Source organism: Pelagibius marinus (assembly GCF_014925385.1).
GTDB lineage: Bacteria > Pseudomonadota > Alphaproteobacteria > Kiloniellales > Kiloniellaceae > Pelagibius > Pelagibius marinus.
In genome coordinates this window covers 96,796-113,758 of the sequence record NZ_JACSDK010000015.1, presented here as the reverse complement: position 1 = coordinate 113,758, position 16,963 = coordinate 96,796, and the positions used below count along the sequence as shown (strand labels likewise).

16 protein-coding genes are annotated in these 16,963 nt (G+C 66.8%); 9 read left to right on the top strand and 7 right to left on the bottom strand.

Annotated features, from left to right (window positions below):
* Positions 1-104 precede the first annotated feature (104 nt).
* Positions 105-992 carry a S49 family peptidase gene (locus tag H7X47_RS18315; protein WP_193370184.1) on the top strand — a complete coding sequence of 296 codons (888 nt, stop codon included), beginning with the start codon at positions 105-107 and terminating at the stop codon, positions 990-992.
* Between the two features lie 54 nt (positions 993-1,046).
* Positions 1,047-1,316 carry a hypothetical protein gene (locus H7X47_RS18310; RefSeq protein ID WP_193370182.1) on the top strand — a complete coding sequence of 90 codons (270 nt, stop codon included), beginning with the start codon at positions 1,047-1,049 and terminating at the stop codon, positions 1,314-1,316.
* Positions 1,317-1,333: 17 nt separating this feature from the next.
* Here H7X47_RS18310 and H7X47_RS18305 read toward each other — a convergent pair whose 3' ends face one another.
* On the bottom strand, positions 1,334-1,969 hold the full coding sequence (locus H7X47_RS18305; RefSeq protein ID WP_322096512.1) for a LysE family translocator: 636 nt from the start codon (positions 1,967-1,969) through the stop codon (positions 1,334-1,336).
* 206 nt (positions 1,970-2,175) lie between these two features.
* Here H7X47_RS18305 and H7X47_RS18300 point away from each other — a divergent pair, with 206 nt between their 5' ends.
* The 3 genes from H7X47_RS18300 (at position 2,176) to ppdK (ending at position 7,992) form a co-directional block, all read left to right on the top strand.
* Positions 2,176-3,099: a glycine--tRNA ligase subunit alpha gene (locus H7X47_RS18300; protein WP_193370181.1), complete on the top strand. Its 924-nt coding sequence runs from the start codon at positions 2,176-2,178 to the stop codon at positions 3,097-3,099.
* Positions 3,099-5,237, top strand: a complete 2,139-nt coding sequence (gene glyS, locus H7X47_RS18295) for a glycine--tRNA ligase subunit beta (protein WP_193370180.1) — start codon at positions 3,099-3,101, stop codon at positions 5,235-5,237. Before H7X47_RS18300 ends, glyS begins: the two co-directional genes overlap by 1 nt.
* A gap of 85 nt (positions 5,238-5,322) precedes the next feature.
* The gene (gene ppdK / locus H7X47_RS18290; RefSeq protein ID WP_193370178.1) at positions 5,323-7,992 is read left to right on the top strand and encodes a pyruvate, phosphate dikinase; all 2,670 of its coding nucleotides are present in this window, start codon (positions 5,323-5,325) and stop codon (positions 7,990-7,992) included.
* 172 nt (positions 7,993-8,164) lie between these two features.
* Here the strand turns inward: ppdK and H7X47_RS18285 are convergent, their stop codons facing one another.
* From H7X47_RS18285 to H7X47_RS18270, 4 genes are all read right to left on the bottom strand, one after another.
* On the bottom strand, positions 8,165-8,536 hold the full coding sequence (locus H7X47_RS18285) for an ankyrin repeat domain-containing protein (protein WP_193370177.1): 372 nt from the start codon (positions 8,534-8,536) through the stop codon (positions 8,165-8,167).
* A 306-nt stretch (positions 8,537-8,842) separates the two neighbouring features.
* A complete protein-coding gene (locus tag H7X47_RS18280) occupies positions 8,843-9,673 on the bottom strand; it encodes a peptidoglycan-binding protein (RefSeq protein ID WP_193370176.1) in 831 nt (276 codons plus the stop codon).
* Between the two features lie 150 nt (positions 9,674-9,823).
* Entirely contained in the window at positions 9,824-10,654 is an 831-nt protein-coding gene (locus H7X47_RS18275; RefSeq protein ID WP_193370175.1) for a class I SAM-dependent methyltransferase, read from the bottom strand.
* A 92-nt stretch (positions 10,655-10,746) separates the two neighbouring features.
* The gene (locus H7X47_RS18270) at positions 10,747-10,974 is read right to left on the bottom strand and encodes a histidine kinase (RefSeq protein WP_193370174.1); all 228 of its coding nucleotides are present in this window, start codon (positions 10,972-10,974) and stop codon (positions 10,747-10,749) included.
* Positions 10,975-11,135: 161 nt separating this feature from the next.
* Here H7X47_RS18270 and H7X47_RS18265 point away from each other — a divergent pair, with 161 nt between their 5' ends.
* Complete coding sequence (locus H7X47_RS18265) at positions 11,136-12,221, top strand: AlbA family DNA-binding domain-containing protein (RefSeq protein WP_193370173.1); 1,086 nt, start codon at positions 11,136-11,138, stop codon at positions 12,219-12,221.
* 84 nt (positions 12,222-12,305) lie between these two features.
* Here the strand turns inward: H7X47_RS18265 and H7X47_RS18260 are convergent, their stop codons facing one another.
* Complete coding sequence (locus H7X47_RS18260) at positions 12,306-12,794, bottom strand: Hsp20/alpha crystallin family protein (protein WP_193370172.1); 489 nt, start codon at positions 12,792-12,794, stop codon at positions 12,306-12,308.
* Positions 12,795-13,006: 212 nt separating this feature from the next.
* On the opposite strand from H7X47_RS18260, the gene meaB reads away from it, so the two are divergent.
* Positions 13,007-13,927 carry a methylmalonyl Co-A mutase-associated GTPase MeaB gene (gene meaB / locus H7X47_RS18255; RefSeq protein ID WP_193370171.1) on the top strand — a complete coding sequence of 307 codons (921 nt, stop codon included), beginning with the start codon at positions 13,007-13,009 and terminating at the stop codon, positions 13,925-13,927.
* Between the two features lie 113 nt (positions 13,928-14,040).
* On the opposite strand, the gene ygfZ is transcribed toward meaB, so the two are convergent.
* A complete protein-coding gene (gene ygfZ, locus H7X47_RS18250) occupies positions 14,041-14,952 on the bottom strand; it encodes a CAF17-like 4Fe-4S cluster assembly/insertion protein YgfZ (RefSeq protein WP_193370169.1) in 912 nt (303 codons plus the stop codon).
* A 159-nt stretch (positions 14,953-15,111) separates the two neighbouring features.
* Between ygfZ and H7X47_RS18245 the strand changes: the two genes are divergently transcribed.
* A complete protein-coding gene (locus H7X47_RS18245; RefSeq protein WP_193370167.1) occupies positions 15,112-16,068 on the top strand; it encodes a glycosyltransferase family 9 protein in 957 nt (318 codons plus the stop codon).
* Positions 16,069-16,194: 126 nt separating this feature from the next.
* Entirely contained in the window at positions 16,195-16,962 is a 768-nt protein-coding gene (locus tag H7X47_RS18240; protein WP_193370166.1) for an NYN domain-containing protein, read from the top strand.
* Position 16,963: the final 1 nt, after the last annotated feature.

The window sequence follows — 16,963 nt, the reverse complement described above, 5'->3', positions numbered from 1 at the left end:
TGGCATTTCCGGCCCGGGCTGAGATTCTTGCAGGTGAAATCGCAGGGGCTGCGCGCCGCGCAGTCCATTGTTCGGATCCGAGTATTGAGGACGTTGTTACTGGTATGTTTCGCACGATCTGGAGCCTGGTGACTTTCGAATGGCTGCGCCGGCCGCGCCCGGAGGTGGCGGTGCTGCGGCTCAGCGGCGTGATCGGCGGCTTCGGTCCGCTGCGCAGCGGTATGAGCCTGGCCAGCCTGGAGCCGCTGATCGAGCGCGCCTTCGCCCAGCCGCGCCTCAAGGCGGTGGCTCTGGTGATCAACTCGCCGGGCGGCTCGCCCGCCCAGTCGGCCCTCATATCCAAGCGGGTGCGCGACCTGGCGCAGGAGAAGGACATGCCGGTCCTGGCCTTCTGCGAGGACGTGGCGGCCTCCGGCGGCTACTGGCTGGCCTGCGCCGCCGACGAGATCTTCGTGCAGCCGACTTCCATCGTCGGCTCCATCGGCGTCATCACCTCCGGCTTCGGCTTTCCCGAACTGCTGGAGAAGGTCGGCGTTGAGCGGCGCGTCTATACAGCCGGCGAGCACAAGTCGACCCTGGACCCCTTCAAGCCGGAGAACCCGGAGGACGTGGCGCGGCTGAAGGCGCTGCAGCTGGAACTGCACGAGATATTCAAGGAAATGGTGCGCGACCGCCGCGGCCAGCGCCTGAAGGCCGAGGAGGCGGAGCTGTTCAGCGGCGAGTTCTGGGCCGGCGGCAAGGCGGTGGAACTGGGTCTCGCCGATTCCCTGGGGGACCTCCGCCAGGTGCTGCGCGACCGCTTCGGCAAGCGGGTGCGCCTGCGCCGCATCCAGGGGCCCAAGCGCCTGCTGCGCCGCCTGGGCCTGGGGCGCGGCCGCGCCGATGCGGGCTTGGCACTCTGGGCCGATGGCTTTCCGGCGCCCGAGGACTGGGCCGCCGGCCTGCTCGCCGCCGCGGAGGAGCGCGCCCTGTGGTCACGATTTGGTCTGTAAGGCGCGATATCGCGCTTGTTGACCTGACGGCCGCCGCGCCGCATTAATGCCGCCATGTTCGGATTGCCCTCGATTCAAAAGCTCATTGTCCTCGCCGCGGTCGTTGCCGCGGTGTGGTACGGCTTCAAATTCCTCGGCCGCCTGCAGGCGGCCCGCAAGGAAGAGGCGCGGCTGCGTGAAAAACAGGGCGGCAGGCCGGCGCGCAAGGCCGAGGCGCCGAAGGCCGAGGCCAAGGGCGGAGAGGTGGAAGACCTGGTGCAGTGCCCCTCCTGCGGCGCCTACATCCAGGCCGGCACCACCTGCGACTGCGGCCGTAAGGGCTGACCCTCAGCCGCTGATCTTCAGCGTTCCGCGAAGGCCAGGCGCAGGCCCAGGCCGGCAAGGGCAAGGGCGAATCCGCGCCGCAGCAGGGTCATGACGCTGGGCCGCTCGACGACCTGGCGGCGGGCGACGGCGGCCAGCAGCCCGTAGCCGATGAAGACCACCAGCGTCAGCCCCATGAAGACCAGGCCGAGCCCGGCCATCTGCCAGGCGAGACCGCCCGCGGCGGCGTCGACGAATTGCGGCAGAAAGGCCAGGAAGAAGATCGACAGCTTGGGGTTCAGCAGGTTGACCGTGATGCCCCGGCCGAGGATGCGCCCTGCCCGCCGCGAGACCTCCTGGGCCCGGGCCTGATCGGGCAGCGGCAGGGCGCCGCTCTCCCGCCAGGCGCTCCAGGCCAGATAGAGCAGATAGGCGACGCCGGCGTACTTCAGCAGCTGGAAGGCCAGGGCGCTGGCATGGACCACCGCGGCCAGGCCCAGGATCGAGGCGGCGATGTGCGGCACGATGCCCAGGGTGCAGCCCAGCGCGGCGATGACGCTGGCCCGCGCCCCCAGGCTCAGGCCGTTGGCCAGGGTGTAGATTACCCCCGTGCCCGGGGCGATGACGACGATGAGGGAGGTGATGAGGAACTCGGGGGACAGTTCGGGGGACATGGGGCGGCGGCTCCGGGCAGGGTAAAGCGCCACCTTGGCGTCTTGCGGCGGCGGAATCCAGGGCCTTGTCTGGGCCCCCGGAATGCGCCGGTCTCCCGGGGGGAAACCGTGGAATCCCACCGCTTGATTCGGGGTGGACCCCCCGCTAAGGTGCGCCGCGCTTCGCGGTGCAGCAATCCGCGGCGCTCCAAACCGCCTGAGCCCAGATGCCACACGCCAACCCGGAAACCTGCTTTCAGCGCCTGATCCTCCGCCTGCAGGACTTCTGGGCGCGCCAGGGCTGCGTGATTCTGCAGCCCTACGACATGGAGGTCGGGGCCGGCACCTTCCACCCGGCGACCACCCTGCGCGCGCTGGGGCCGGGCAGCTGGAAGGCGGCCTACGTGCAGCCCTCGCGCCGGCCCACCGACGGGCGCTACGGCGAGAACCCCAACCGGCTGCAGCACTACTACCAGTTCCAGGTCATCCTGAAGCCCTCGCCGGCCGACAGCCAGGAGCTTTACTTGGACTCGCTCAGGGCCATCGGCATCGACCCCCTGGCGCACGACATCCGCTTCGTCGAGGACGACTGGGAGAGCCCCACCCTGGGCGCCTGGGGCCTGGGCTGGGAAGTCTGGTGCGACGGCATGGAGGTCAGCCAGTTCACCTATTTCCAGCAGGTCGGCGGCATCGACTGCAACCCGGTCTCCACCGAGCTGACCTACGGGCTGGAGCGCCTCATCATGTACGTGCAGGGCGTGGAGAACGTTTACGACCTGGACTGGGACGGCGTGCCCAAGGATCAGGGCGGCAAGACCTACGGCGACGTCTACCTGGCCGCCGAGCAGCAGTTCTCCGCCTTCAACTTCGAGGCCGCGTCCACCGACATCCTGTTCCGGCACTTCAAGGACGCCGAGGCGGAGTGCCAGGCGATCCTGGACTTCGCCGGGCGCGAGGGCCGGCCCATGCCGCTGCCGGCCTATGACCAGTGCATGAAGGCCAGCCACGTCTTCAACCTGCTGGACGCGCGCGGCGTGATCTCGGTCACCGAGCGCCAGGCCTACATCGGGCGCGTGCGCGCGCTGGCCAAGGCCTGCTGCGAGGCCTGGGTCGCGACCCAGACCCCCGGCCAGACCGGAGAGGCGGGCTGATGGCCGAACTCCTGGTCGAACTTTTCTCCGAAGAGATCCCCGCGCGCATGCAGGCGCGCGCCGCCGAGGACCTGAAGCGTCTCGTCACCGAAGGTCTGAAGACCGCCAACCTTTCCTTCGACAAGGCCGAGGCCTATGCGACGCCGCGCCGCCTGGCGCTGGTCGTCGACGGCCTGCCCGCCCAGCAGCCGGACCTCACAGAGGAGAAGAAGGGGCCGAAATACGGCGCCCCGGCCAAGGCGATCCAGGGCTTCATGAAGGCCAACGGCATCAAGTCGCTGGATCAAGAGGCCGAGCTGCGTAGCACCGACAAGGGCGACTTCTATTTCGTCGTGCGCCACATCGCCGGGCGGCCCAGCGCCGAGGTGCTGCCGGAGATCCTCACTTCTGCAATCTGGGACCTGCCGTGGCCGAAGTCGATGCGCTGGGGTGAAGACAACCGGCTAGCATGGGTTCGGCCCCTACACAGCGTTTTGGCCATTTTTGATGGGAAGGGACTCCCCTTTCCGCTGCAACGAGGAATTGGTAAGGCCGCAATTGCAGTGGATAGTACGGTCGGTACTTCACCAGCTCATGGCATTACCTCGACAACGAAGAGCAGAGGCCACCGCTTCCTGGCGCCGGATGCCTTCGAGGTATCCGGCTTCGCGGACTACCGCGCCAAGCTGGCCGAGGCCAAGGTGGTGCTCGATCCCGCCGAGCGCCGCGCGACAATCGCCGCTGAGGCGGCGGCGCTGGCGGACAAGGCGGGCGTGGCGCTGAAGGAAGACGCCGGCCTGCTGGACGAGGTGACCGGCCTGGTCGAGTGGCCGCAGGTGCTGATCGGCCGCATCGATGCAGGTTTCATGGACCTGCCGGCCGAGGTGCTCTCGACCTCCATGCGCGCGCACCAGAAATACTTCTCGACGGAGAAGCCGGACGGCAGCCTGGCCGACCGCTTCCTGGTGGTCGCCAACATGGAGGCGCCGGAGGGCAGCGAGCGCGCCAGGACCATCGTTGCCGGCAACGAACGCGTCTTGCGCGCGCGCCTCGCCGACGCGCGCTTCTTCTGGGACCAGGATCGCCAGCAGCCGCTGTCGGCGCGCGTGCCGGCGCTGAAGGACATCGTCTTCCACGCCAGGCTCGGCACCGTGGCGGAGAAGGTCTCGCGCCTGGAAAGCCTGGCCGCCGAGATCAGCAACTATGTGCCCGGCGCCGACCGCGACGAGGCGCGCTCGGCCGCGCGGCTCGCCAAGGCGGACCTCGTCACCGGCATGGTCGGCGAGTTCCCCGAGCTGCAGGGCGTCATGGGCCGCTACTACGCGCTGAACGACGGCGAGGCGCCGGCGGTGGCCGAGGCGGTGGCCGAGCATTATGCCCCGCTGGGCCCCAACGACGCCTGCCCCTCGGCGCCGGTCAGCGTCTGCGTCGCCCTGGCCGACAAGATCGATACCCTCGTCGGCTTCTGGATGATCGACGAGAAGCCGACCGGCTCGAAAGACCCCTACGCGCTGCGCCGCGCTGCGCTGGGCGTCATCCGCCTGGTCGTCGAGAACAAGCTGCGCCTGCCGTTGACGAAGGTCTTCGCCGCGGCCCAGGGCGAATACGCCGGGCTCTCGGCGCCGGACGTCGCCGGCGATCTGCTCGACTTCTTCGGCGAGCGCCTGAAGGTGGTATTGCGCGACCAGGGCGTGCGTCATGACCTCATCACCGCGGTCATGGCGCGCGGCGGCGAGGACGATCTCGTGCGCCTCCTGGCCAGGGTCGAGGCGCTCGGCTCCTTCCTCGACAGCGACGACGGCGCCAACCTACTGGTCGCCTACCGCCGGGCCGCCAATATCGTGCGTATCGAGGAGAAAAAAGATAAGCGTGCCTATGAAGGCGCGGTCGAAGCGGGCGCTCTGGCGCAGGAAGAGGAGAAGACCCTTTTTTCTCACCTCTCCGATGCTGCCAAAGGGGCGCAAAGCGCGCTAGGCTCCGAGGACTTCACCGGCGCCATGGCGGCCATGGCGCGGCTGCGCCAGCCGGTCGACGCTTTCTTCGACGAGGTGACGGTGAACGCGGAGGACGCGTCCTTGCGGGAGAACCGCCTGCAGCTGTTGAGCGCCATCGGCGCCACGCTGGCGGAGGTGGCGGACTTCTCCAAGATCGAAGGCTAATCACAAAGAGGCGGCGCCAAAGCCGCCCTTAAGCGATGGGGCCAACCCCTGAAGGCACAAACTGGCAGGAAACGGAAAGCGCAAGATGACCAAGTGGGTGTACAGCTTCGGCGGCGGAACCGCCGACGGCCGGGCCGATATGAAGGAACTGCTGGGCGGCAAGGGCGCCAACCTGGCGGAGATGTCCTCTCTCGGGCTGCCGGTGCCGCCCGGCTTTACCATCACCACCGAAGTCTGCACCTATTTCTACGCCAACGACCGGCGCTATCCCGAGGACCTGGAAGCCCAGGTCAACGAGGCCCTGGCGCAGGTCGAGAAGACGGTGGGCACCAGGTTCGGCGACACCAAGGCTCCGCTGCTGATCTCCGTGCGCTCCGGCGCCCGAGCCTCCATGCCGGGCATGATGGACACGGTCCTCAACCTGGGCCTCAATGACGAGACCGTGCAGGGCCTGGCCAAGGCCGCCAACGACCAGCGCTTCGCCTACGACAGCTACCGCCGCTTCATCCAGATGTTCGGCGACGTGGTGCTGGGCGTCGACCATCACCACTTCGAGGAGATCCTCGAGCTGGCCAAGGAAGACCGCGGCTACATGCTGGACACCGAGCTCTCCGCCGACGACTGGGCCAAGGTCATCGAGGACTACAAGGCCAAGGTGCTGGAGGAGACCGGCAAGCCCTTCCCGCAGGACCCCAAGGACCAGGTCTGGGCCGCAATCGGCGCCGTCTTCGGTTCCTGGATGAACCAGCGCGCCATCACCTACCGCCGCCTGAACGGCATTCCTGCCGAATGGGGCACGGCGGTGAACCTGCAGGCCATGGTCTTCGGCAACATGGGCGACGACTGCGCCACCGGCGTGGCCTTCACCCGCGACCCCTCCACCGGCGACAACGCCTTCTACGGCGAGTACCTGGTCAACGCCCAGGGCGAGGACGTGGTCGCCGGCATCCGCACTCCGCAGAACCTCACCCTGCGCGGCAAGGAGATGAACAACTCCAAGCTGCCGGCCATGGAAGAGGTCATGCCGGAGGTCTTCAAGCAGCTCGACGATGTGCGCCACACGCTGGAAAAGCACTACAAGGAGATGCAGGACGTCGAGTTCACGGTGCAGCGCGGCACCCTCTACATGCTGCAGACCCGCACCGGCAAGCGCACCGCGCCGGCGGCGCTGAAGATCGCCGTTGACATGGTCGCCGAGGGCCTCATTACCGAGGCCGAAGCGGTCCAGCGTCTCGATCCCAACTCGCTGGACCAGCTGCTGCACCCGACGCTCGACCCCAAGGCCGAGCGCAAGGTCATCGCCCGCGGCCTGCCGGCCTCGCCGGGCGCCGCCTCGGGCAAGATCGTCTTCACTGCCGACGCCGCCGAGCTGCAGGCCAACGATGGCGAGCGCGTCATCCTCTGCCGCACCGAGACCTCGCCGGAGGACATCCACGGCATGCACGCCGCCGCCGGCATTCTGACCACCCGCGGCGGCATGACCAGCCACGCCGCCGTGGTGGCGCGCGGCATGGGCCGCGCCTGCGTGGCCGGCGCCGGCGAGCTGCGCATCGATTACAAGAGCGGCGTCATGCGGGTGCGCGACCTGGAGTTCAAGGAAGGCGACCTCATCACCCTCGACGGCTCGACCGGCGAAGTCATGCAGGGCGCCGTGGAGACGGTCCAGCCGGAGCTCTCCGGCGATTTCGCCAAGGTGATGGAGTGGGCCGACAAGTTCCGCACCATGGGCGTGCGCGTGAACTGCGACACCCCGCAGGAGGCCAAGGTGGCGGTGAAGTTCGGCTGCGAGGGCATCGGTCTGTGCCGCACCGAGCACATGTTCTTCGACGCCGGGCGTATCGTCGCCATGCGCGAGATGATCCTGGCCGACAGCGTCGAGCAGCGCCGCCGCGCCCTCGACAAGCTGTTGCCCTACCAGCGCGAGGACTTCGTCGCCCTGTTCAAGGAGATGGCCGGCCGTCCGGTCACCATCCGCCTGCTCGACCCGCCGCTGCACGAGTTCCTGCCGCACGAGGACGACGCGGTGGCCGAGGTGGCCGCCGCCGCCGGCGTGCCGATGGAACAGGTGCGCGCGCGCTCACTGAACCTGGTCGAGACCAACCCCATGCTCGGCCATCGCGGCTGCCGCCTGGGCATCACCTATCCGGAAATCTACGAGATGCAGGCCCGCGCCATCTTCGAGGCGGTGGCCACGGTCGAGAAGGAGACCGGCAAGACCGTGAAGCCGGAGGTGATGATCCCGCTGATCTCCGTGAAGAAGGAGTTCGAGGTGCTGCGCGAGCTGGTCGACAAGGTGGCCGAGGAGGTGCGCAAGGAGCAGGGCGTCGAGATCGATTACATCGTCGGCACCATGATCGAGCTGCCGCGCGCCTGCCTGCGCGCCGCCGAGATCGCCGAGGGCGCCGAGTTCTTCTCCTTCGGCACCAACGACCTGACGCAGACCGCCTTCGGCCTGTCGCGCGACGACGCCGGCAATTTCCTGGGCGCCTACGAGCAGCGCGGCATCATCGACCAGGACCCCTTCATCTCGCTGGACCCCGAGGGCGTCGGCGAGCTGATGCTGATCGGCGCCGAGCGCGGCCGCTCCACCCGCCCGGACATCAAGCTGGGCATCTGCGGCGAGCACGGCGGCGACCCGGCCTCCATCGCCTTCTGCCAGACCGTGCCGCTGGACTACGTCTCCTGCTCGCCCTACCGCGTGCCCATCGCCCGCCTCGCGGCGGCGCAGGCCGCGTTGGCCAGGAAGAACGCGTAGTCGTAGTTGATGTCACCCTCGGGCTTGTCCCGAGGGTCCAGGGGCGCTGGTCGATCGCTTGTCCTGGATGCTCGGAACAAGTCCGAGCATGACAGTCTTTATCTGCGCGCGCGGGAACAGTGCCCGGGTTTCAGGCAATTTCCGTCAGAGCTCTGTTCCGACTTTTCGCTCGCTACGTCCGCGTGGCCCGTGCGGCGATATAGTCTGCAACTTCGCCGTACCCGATATTCCGAAGAAATTTCTCCGCGGTGCCGCCCAATTCACTGATGACCGTCGGGTCGACCCCCGCCGTAAGCAGCAGGTCGGCGACTTTGATTGAAGTGGCATAGAACAGCGGCGTCATCCCCTTGTCGCCGCGCGCGTTGACCTTGGCGCCGGCTGCCACCAGCTTGGCCACGGCCTCGACGTCACCCCAGCCGGTAACAAGGTGCAAGGGCGTGTCGTCGAAGATGTCGGTGTCATTGACAGTCAGGGGCGGCTCTTGAAGAAAGAGCCCGGTGCTATGGCACTCATCCAAGATGTCATCGATTCCGTTGTCGGACATGCTTCCGGAAATTCCCCGCATTGTCACCCGGCGCAAGCGCTGACTGCGCAGGTGCGGCCGCCGGTCATCCTGGCGTGGAAGGGTAGCGCCAAGCCGCGCGTGCGTCGAGAGATCCGGAGACAATGGTGCTGGCCGGGAAGAACGCGTAAGGATCGGCTGCGCCGTTCACCCCCACCCTAACCCTCCCCCATCAAGGGGGAGGGGATTGATATTCCGGCTGCTGCGATGGAACCCCCTTCCCCCTTGATGGGGGAAGGATGGGTAGGGGGCGGCCGCCCGATCCCAGCCGTCAGGCGATCCCGGTCTTTACGCCAACCCCTCGCGCCACATCGCCGCTTCCTTGTCGCGGCGCTTGCGCAGGCCCTCGCTGTCGGGCCAGAGGCGCTTCATGCTCTCGAACTCGGCGGCGACCTTGTCCAGTTCGCCGGCGGCGATGTGGTCGCGGATCGCCTTCATCTCGCGCCGGCTGTCGCCGGACAGCTTGGTGCCGCGGTTGTAGACCAAGCTGACCAGGGCGCCGCGGCACAGCGGCGGCAGGTTCGCCATGTCGCCGTAGCAGTCCTCGGTCTGATCGATGCCGCGCGGCAGGGCGCGCTTCACGAAGACCTTCCAGGCGGCGTGGAAGGGGATGCGCATGTCCGACAGGGCGGCGACGGCGGCGGCGCTGCCCTTCTTGCCCAGGTGCGGGCGCAGGGCGTCCATCTGCGCCGGCGTCAGGATGCCGGCCCAGTCGGCCTCGAAGTCCTGCGGCTCCTGGAAGCGCAGGTCGTAGCCGACGCCGATGGTGACGCCGCTGGCCTCGCCCGGGAAATGCGGCATGGCGACGTGCTGGTCGTAGAACTTCCTGCCGCCGACCTCCTCGCGCACGATGAAGGTCACCGCCTCGGTGGGGATGACGTCGGAGGGGTCGGGCTGGTCTTCCAGCCAGGCCCAGGTGGCGACGTCGGCGATACCGGTCACCGGCAGGCCGGCGAGCATCTGGGCTTCACGCAGAGCCCCTTCGGTGCCGCCGCCGAAGTCGCCGTCGGTGCTCAACAGGGCGCCGACGCGGTTCAAGAGATCCTGCAGGACCTCGACCTCGGCGCCCTTGGCGCCGCGTTCCAACTGGTTGTGGGGTTCGGTAGCGGGTAGGGCCATGACGCGTTCCTCCCATCTGGTGTCGGCACAGGATGATCCTTGCCTGAGGCGTCATTTAACACCGCCGATTGCAGTTTTCGCAATATCTCGGTGGTGGCAGGAGAAGGTCAAAGAAGAGGTAGGGCTCTTGGGCACCGGTCCCGGCGGGCCTCAGCCCGCCTTCTCGAAGACCGCCTGGACCACGGTGATGCGGTCCTCGAAGAGGCTGCGCCGCAGGTTGGCGACCATCTCCGCGAAGGAGGGGCCGAGGATGATGGCCGGGCCGGAGGGACCCTTGCCGGCGGTCTGCGCGGCCACGGCCTTCTCGCTCCAGGCTTTTGATTCGGCGGTCAGGTCGCGCCAGTGGCGCTGCTTCAGGCCGGTGGCGAGGATGGCCTCGCGCACGCCTTCCGGCGCCGTCAGGTGGCTCCATTCGGCGCTGGCCGACCAGGGCACCGGGAAGTAGGGATCGCCGGCCGGCCCGGCCATGACGTCGTAGAGCCCGAAGCGCCCGCCGGGTTTCAGCACGCGGGCGACCTCGCGGTAAAGGCGTGCCTTGTCGGCGATGTTCATCGCCGCGTGCTGGGTCCAGATCACATCGAAGCTGGCGGTGGCGAAGGGCAGGGCCAGGCCGTTGGCGCAGACGAAGGCGGTCTGCCCGGACAGCCCGACGCGGGCGCTGAGCTCGCCGGCGGTGCGGCAGTAGACTTCGGTCAGGTCCAGGCCGACCACGCGGCAGCCGTGCCGGGCCGCGAGCCAGCGCGCCGGCCCGCCGATGCCGCAGCCGAGGTCCAGCACCAGCTGCCCGGCCTGGGGGTTCAGCAGCTGCGCCAACTCGGCCGTGGCCTGCTGGCCGCGGCTGTGAAACTGATCGTAGGGGGAGAGGTCTTCGGCGGTGAGCCGGTCTAGGTCCTTACCCTCGGCCGTAAGCGTGGAGAGGATGCGGCCTGTCAGCTCGCCTTCCCGGGCGTAGTGCTGTGCGGCGGAGGGTAACTGGCTCATCGGTGAGGCGAGCATGGCACCGGCGGGGCAAAGCCTGCAAGCCCTTGCGCTTGCCGCGCTTCATTTGGTCGCGTCTCATCGTTTGCCTGCCTCTAGATATCTTCTGCAAGGGTATTGGTGTTGACCTCGGCCAGGTGGATGGCCTCGGTGAGCAGCTGGGCGATCTCCAGGTTGTTCTCCATGACCGCCTTGGCCTCGGGGCGCGGATCGTCGCCGTAGTTCGCCATGCGCACCAGGATCTCGGCGCGGATCTCCGCGAGGATCTCCTCGGTGCGCTTGCCGTCCGGGTTGTCGTGCGACACCAGGTGCTTGAAGGTCATGAGCTCCATCCTTGCGCCCTCGGCGCTCTGTACTGCCGCGCAGTATCCGCCCTTAAGACTTAACAAAGGTTAACGTAGGCCACGCATATGGTTGCAAAGTATTGCGTAAATTTACGCGATAGTCGTACCGTAGCAGCGCCTTTTAGTGTGGACCATGAACGATGATTTTTGATCGTTTGAAAGAGAATGGTGAAGTCGCGCTGCAAGAACTGATTTCTGAATCGTTCGAGGAAGGTTTGGGGTTGGAGTTCAAGTGTAAGGATGATCCATCCAAACCGGAATTGTCTAAGAACGACAGGAAGAACTTAGGCGCCGTACTGAGTGGATTTAGCAATGCTGATGGCGGCACAGTCGTGTTTGGAATCGAGACTACGAAGGTAGATGGGATCGATGTCGCAGCGGGTGTTACTCCCATTTCGAAGATCGACAGATTTAGAGCGCTAGTTGACGCCTTAATTGGGGAGATCTTGCGCCCCGAAAATCCTGATATTGAAACACTGGCAATTCCTGCGGCCGCCGGAAGCGATTCCGGGTTTCTTGCTATTCGGATCGGAAAATCCGAGTCGCGACCTCATATGAGCCTGGCTCCGGATCACCAGAAGTATTTCCGCCGTGGCGTTGATTCCACGCGCGCGATGGATCACAGCCAGGTTAGGGATATGATGCTTGCGCCGAAACAAGCGCAGCTAGATGTGTCTTGGGCGGTGAGTGTACGGTCAAAGACTGAACGTGGCTCACTGGGAATCATTACTCTTTCAATCGATTTGTACTTGGAGAATCGCGGCAAAGTGCCCGCGGTAGCGCCTTTTCTGAGGTGTTTTGTGACGAATAAGCTCCTGAAGTGTGTCGCAAGCATGGACTTCGACAGTCGAAGCCATCGCAATGGCAGCCTCGGAATCTACACCTCTCGAAATACCTTGCTGCATACCTCCGATGAGCTATGTCTTGGGCGAATTGAGGTCGCTGGTGGCATTTTCATTGAAGGTCTTCGTGATCGATTCTCCAAGGAAGGAGTAGAAGCCTTTAAAAGGCCGGAACTTTGGGATTTCAGAGCGGAAACCAAGTTTCATGATCTGTCTTCTCTCGGCGTTGATCTTGAGCCATTCGAATTGGACATTATTACGGGCGCCGAGAATGCGTTCGCGACACAGCATCACTTCATTTGGACAAGGACCGATCTGATTCGCTTCATGACAGAGGGCGCAAGCGACCGACTTCTCGCACTTGCCAAGTGGGACAATAAATGAGCCAAAGAAACGGGGCCGCCATAGAGGCGGCCCGAGGTCTGGGCTTGGGAAATGAAAAACGTTGAAGGCCAGCGCCCGCGCCGGCTACTTGCCGCGCGAGATGGTGATCTTCTTGGCCTTCTTCTGCGCGGACTTCGCCTTGGGCAGGTCGATGGTCATGACGCCGTCCTTGAAGGCGGCGCTGATCTTGCCTTCGTCGACCTCGCTGGGCAGGGAGAAGGAGCGGCGGAAGCTGCCGAAGGAGCGCTCGCGGCGGTGATAGTTCTCCTCCTTGACCTCCTTCTCCTCTCTCTTCTCGCCGGAAATGGTCAGCATGTTGTCGGCGAAGGTGACCTCGATGTCCTTCTCGGTCATGCCGGGCAGCTCGGCGGTCACGTGATAGGCCTTGTCGTCCTCGCTGGTGTCGACGCGTACGTCGAGGGCCATCGCGCCGCCGTTCTCGCGCAGCAGCGAGGGGGTGCCCAGGCCGTTCCAGAAGCTTTCGAAAACGCGGTCGACCTCGCGCTGCAGATCGCTCAGCGCCGGAGTTCCACTCTTGCCGTGATGCCAAGGGGCTAAATCTCTGAGAGCCATTCCTAACCTCCTGTGAAAACAAAGGACGTCTTTGGATGACGTTCGATTGAGCCTAGGCCTCCCAGATAGGTGGCGCCTTGAGGCAGATCAACCCTTGTGGGTAGACCGTCGGCGTCCGATTTCCGGGTGTTTTACGGGGTTTGGTAACATCTTCGCCCTTGACCCTAGGGGCGAGACGCGGCCAACTTGAGGGCATGGCACTCGGGCGCAGCATGACCTTCCAAGACCTGACCGACGGCGGCAAGGCCGCCATGGCGGAGGCCCTGGCCGTGCTGGAATCCGCCCCCGACGCGCCCCAGACCATCGGCTTGCTGGACACCGCCTACGCGGCGCCGCGCGCCCAGGTGGTCGGCATCACCGGCCCGCCGGGCGTCGGCAAGTCGACCCTGCTGGGGGCGCTGATCCCGAAGCTGCGCGAAAGCGGGCGGACGGTCGGCGTCATCGCCGTCGATCCTTCCTCGCGCCAGACCGGCGGCGCCCTGCTGGGCGACCGACTGCGCCTCATGACCGATCCGGAGGATACGGGCGTCTTCGTGCGCTCCATGGCCGCGCGCGACCGCCTGGGCGGCCTGGCGGAGCTGACCGTCGGCGGCATGCTGCTGATGCGCGCTGTCTTCGACGTGGTGCTGATCGAGACCGTGGGCGTCGGCCAGTCGGAAACCGACGTGGCCTGGGTCGCCGACACCGTCGTGTTCTGCGTGCAGCCGGGCTCCGGCGATTCCCTGCAGTTCATGAAAGCCGGCATCATGGAGATTCCGGACCTGGCCGTGGTCACCAAGGCCGACATGGAGGCCGCCCAGCGCACCAAGGCCGACCTGAAGGCCGCCCTGGCCCACCAGCGCCGCCGCGACGGCTGGACCGTGCCGATCCTGCCGGTGGGCGCCCAGAAGGGCTCCGGCATCGCGCCGCTGATGGAAGCGATCGACCGCCACCGGGACTGGCTCGGCGAGGCCGGCCGCCTGGAGGCGCGCCGCCACGCCAACGCCAAGCTGTGGTTCCGCGAGGCGCTCACCACCCGTTTCGGGCGCGAAGGCGTGAAGCGCGCGGAGATGCTGGGCTGCCGCATGAACCTGGACCGCGGCGACGCTCCCTACGAGCGCCTCGCCGACCTCTCCGCGGCCATCGTCGACTGACAGAGTCCCCCTCACCCAGCTCCGTCTAAGCGGGCATTGCCCGCTAAGACTTCGCAACCCTCTCCCACCTGGGGAGAGGGTTTGTTTTTTTTTAGGGTGAGGGGGCGTACCGCTTAGAAACTCGCCCAAGCAGGTTTCTTCGGCGTGACCTCGGCGTCGCCGGCGAGCAGCGGTTCGCCGTCTTCCAGGGCGTCGAGGCGCAAGAGGGCGAGGCCGATGGAGCCGCCGTTGTGTGCAACGGCGGAGCGCAGGGTGCCGCTCTCCTTGCCGGCGCGGGTCAAGGGGGTGCCGGGCTCCGGGGCCGGACCGGCGATGACCACCGGGATCAGGCGCTTCTTGGTGAGGCCGCGGTAGCGCATGCGCGCGGTCAGTTCCTGGCCCATGTAGCAGCCCTTGTCCCAGTCGATGCCGTGCAGCTCGTCGAAGCCGCTTTCCAGCAGGGTCGCCTTCTCGACCTCCAGGTCGCGGCTGCCGTCGGGCACCCCGGCGGCGATCCTCAGGGCGTCGTAGTCGGCCAAGGTTCCCATCGAAAAGCCGGCCTCGCCGAGGGCCGCCTCCGCGCCGTCTTTCGGCAGGAGGGCGCGGGCGCCGAGGCTCGGCAGGCGCGGGTCGACGAAGGCTCGGCCGCCGGCGAAGGGGCGGGCGCGCCCCGGCTCGGCGGGCAGCTCCAGCTTCGCCAGTGCCCCGGCGCCGAAGAGGGCGGCGACGGCCAGGTCGTCGGCCGCCTCGACGCTGACCTGGGCACGCAGCTTGTAGAGCTTCAGGCGGCGGGCCAGGTCGGCGCTCCGTTCGGCCTCGCAGTCGGCAAGGAAACTCTCGCCCTCTTCGACCAGGAAGAACTCGTGCAGGAACTTGCCCTGGGGCGTCAGGAAGGCGCTCCAGACCGCGCTCTCCGGCGTGACCCGCGTCACGTCGTTGGAAACGATGCCCTGCAGGAAGTCACGCCGGTCGGCGCCGCCGATCCGCAGCACGCCACGGTGCGCCAGGATGACAGCCCTTGCCTCGTTGTCGGGGCTTTCCGCCATATCTCGCCGAATCCTACCCAGTTGTTCAGCACCTTAGAGGTGGCATCCTGCCGGCTTTCGCGCAAGGGGGCGCGCGAAGGCGGCCTTTGCCAAGCCCCGGCGGCGGCCCTATAACGCGGATAAGCCCCTTTTCCCGGACGAGTCGCCCGCCCAAGCCTCATGCGCCTGCTTTTCATCACCGCGACCCGCATCGGCGATGCCGTGCTCTCCACCGGCCTGCTGGGCGAGATGATCGCGCGCCGCCCGGGGATCAAGGTGACCGTCGCCGTAGGGCGGCTTTCGGCGCCGCTCTTCGCCGCCGTACCGGGGCTGGAGCGGATCATCCTCATCGACAAGCAGAGCTACAACCGCCACTGGCTGAAGGTCTGGCGGCGCACGGCCTTCCGCTACTGGGACGTGGTCATCGACCTGCGCGGCTCGGCGGTGTCTTACCTTGTGCCGGCGGGGCGGCGCTACGTCATCGGCAGGCGCAAGCCGGGCCGCCACCGGGTGGAGGAGCTGGGCGACCTCATCGGGATGGACCCGCCGCCGGCGCCGCGCCTCTGGCTGGCCGAGGCGGTGCGCGCGCGGGCGGCGGACCTGCTGCCCGACGACGGCACGCCGGTGCTGGCCGTGGCGCCGGCCGCCAACTGGCAGGGCAAGACCTGGCCGGCCGAGCGCTTCGCCGAGCTGGCCCTGCGCCTCACCGCCGAGGACGGCATCCTGCCCGGCGCGCGCATCGCCGTGCTGGCGGCGCCGCACGAGATGTTCCAGGCCCGCCCGGTGTTGCAGGCGGCCGGCGAGCGCGGCGTGAACCTTTTCGAGAAAAGCGATCTGCTGATGGCCGCCGGCTGCCTGGAGCGCGCGGACTTCTTCGTCGGCAACGATTCGGGCTTGATGCATCTCGCCGCGGCGGCGGGCACGCCGACCCTCGGTCTCTTCGGGCCCAGCCCCGAGGCGCGCTACCGGCCCTGGGGGCCGAAAGCCGCCTTCCTGCGCACGCCGGAAAGCTTTGAGGAGTTGACCGGCGCGCCGGACTTCGACTTCGCCGCCCACCAATGCTTCATGGAAAGCCTCAGCGTCGACGCGGCCGAGACCGCCGCGCGCAACCTCTGGGCCCGGATTTCAGCGAGCTAGGCGGCGCCCGGACATTCCCAGCCTATCCCAAAGAGCGGCACGGCCGTCGCGTCTTCCGGTTGAAGGGCCGCACCGGATGGCTCACTCTTGAGTGGGGTCAGCAGATAAACTCTAAAAGGCGCTCCTATGTCAGATTGGCGCTCGCCCCGTCTTGCCGTGCTCATCGATGCGGACAATTCCTCCTCCAAGATCGCCGACGGTCTCTTCGAGGAGATCGCCGCTATCGGTGAGGCCAGCGTCCGGCGCATCTACGGCGATTTTTCCCACAGCCGCTCGAAAGGCTGGAAGGAGGTTCTGCCGAAGTACGCCATCATCCCGCACCAGCAGTTTCCTTACACAGTCGGGAAGAACGCCTCTGACGTGGCCATGGTCATCGACGCGATGGACCTGCTGCACAGTGGCCGCTTCGATGCCTTTTGCCTGGTCTCCTCCGACAGCGACTTCACGCGCCTGGCCGCCCGCATCCGCGAGGAAGGCCTGGATGTTTACGGTTTCGGAGAGCAGAAGACGCCAGAGAGCTTCCGGCAGGCCTGCCACCGCTTCATCTACACCGAGAACCTGCTGCCCGAGCCGGTGGTCGATAACAGCGCGCTAGTTGCGCGGAAGCCGCTTCGCCCGGCAAGCGCCGCGACGCCCCTTATCCGGCGGGCCATGGCGCAACTCGGCAGCGAAGACGGATGGGCGCATCTCAGCCCGGTGGGCAAGCAGCTGGGAATCCTCGCACCGGACTTCGACCCTCGCACCTACGGCTGCCGAAAGCTCAGTGACCTGGTGCGCAGCACGGGGGCCTTTCAGGTGGAAGCGGCAGCGGATGGGGGCCGTGTGCGGATTCGTTTCAAGCCGTCATCGAAACCCACGAAGAAGGCCGCAACGAAGAAGGCAAAGAAGAAATAGG

Bases quoted from the DNA above. Each gene is read 5' to 3' on its own strand.
- ygfZ (WP_193370169.1), bottom strand. From the start codon at position 14,952: ATGGCGGAAAGCCCCGACAACGAGGCAAGGGCTGTCATCCTGGCGCAC.
- H7X47_RS18270 (WP_193370174.1), bottom strand. From the start codon at position 10,974: ATGACCTTCAAGCACCTGGTGTCGCACGACAACCCGGACGGCAAGCGC.
- H7X47_RS18260 (WP_193370172.1), bottom strand. From the start codon at position 12,794: ATGGCTCTCAGAGATTTAGCCCCTTGGCATCACGGCAAGAGTGGAACT.
- H7X47_RS18240 (WP_193370166.1), top strand. From the start codon at position 16,195: ATGTCAGATTGGCGCTCGCCCCGTCTTGCCGTGCTCATCGATGCGGAC.
- H7X47_RS18305 (WP_322096512.1), bottom strand. From the start codon at position 1,969: ATGTCCCCCGAACTGTCCCCCGAGTTCCTCATCACCTCCCTCATCGTC.
- H7X47_RS18310 (WP_193370182.1), top strand. From the start codon at position 1,047: ATGTTCGGATTGCCCTCGATTCAAAAGCTCATTGTCCTCGCCGCGGTC.
- H7X47_RS18285 (WP_193370177.1), bottom strand. From the start codon at position 8,536: ATGTCCGACAACGGAATCGATGACATCTTGGATGAGTGCCATAGCACC.
- H7X47_RS18315 (WP_193370184.1), top strand. From the start codon at position 105: ATGTTTCGCACGATCTGGAGCCTGGTGACTTTCGAATGGCTGCGCCGG.
- ppdK (WP_193370178.1), top strand. From the start codon at position 5,323: ATGACCAAGTGGGTGTACAGCTTCGGCGGCGGAACCGCCGACGGCCGG.
- H7X47_RS18300 (WP_193370181.1), top strand. From the start codon at position 2,176: ATGCCACACGCCAACCCGGAAACCTGCTTTCAGCGCCTGATCCTCCGC.
- H7X47_RS18275 (WP_193370175.1), bottom strand. From the start codon at position 10,654: ATGAGCCAGTTACCCTCCGCCGCACAGCACTACGCCCGGGAAGGCGAG.
- H7X47_RS18265 (WP_193370173.1), top strand. From the start codon at position 11,136: ATGATTTTTGATCGTTTGAAAGAGAATGGTGAAGTCGCGCTGCAAGAA.
- H7X47_RS18280 (WP_193370176.1), bottom strand. From the start codon at position 9,673: ATGGCCCTACCCGCTACCGAACCCCACAACCAGTTGGAACGCGGCGCC.
- H7X47_RS18245 (WP_193370167.1), top strand. From the start codon at position 15,112: ATGCGCCTGCTTTTCATCACCGCGACCCGCATCGGCGATGCCGTGCTC.
- glyS (WP_193370180.1), top strand. From the start codon at position 3,099: ATGGCCGAACTCCTGGTCGAACTTTTCTCCGAAGAGATCCCCGCGCGC.
- meaB (WP_193370171.1), top strand. From the start codon at position 13,007: ATGACCTTCCAAGACCTGACCGACGGCGGCAAGGCCGCCATGGCGGAG.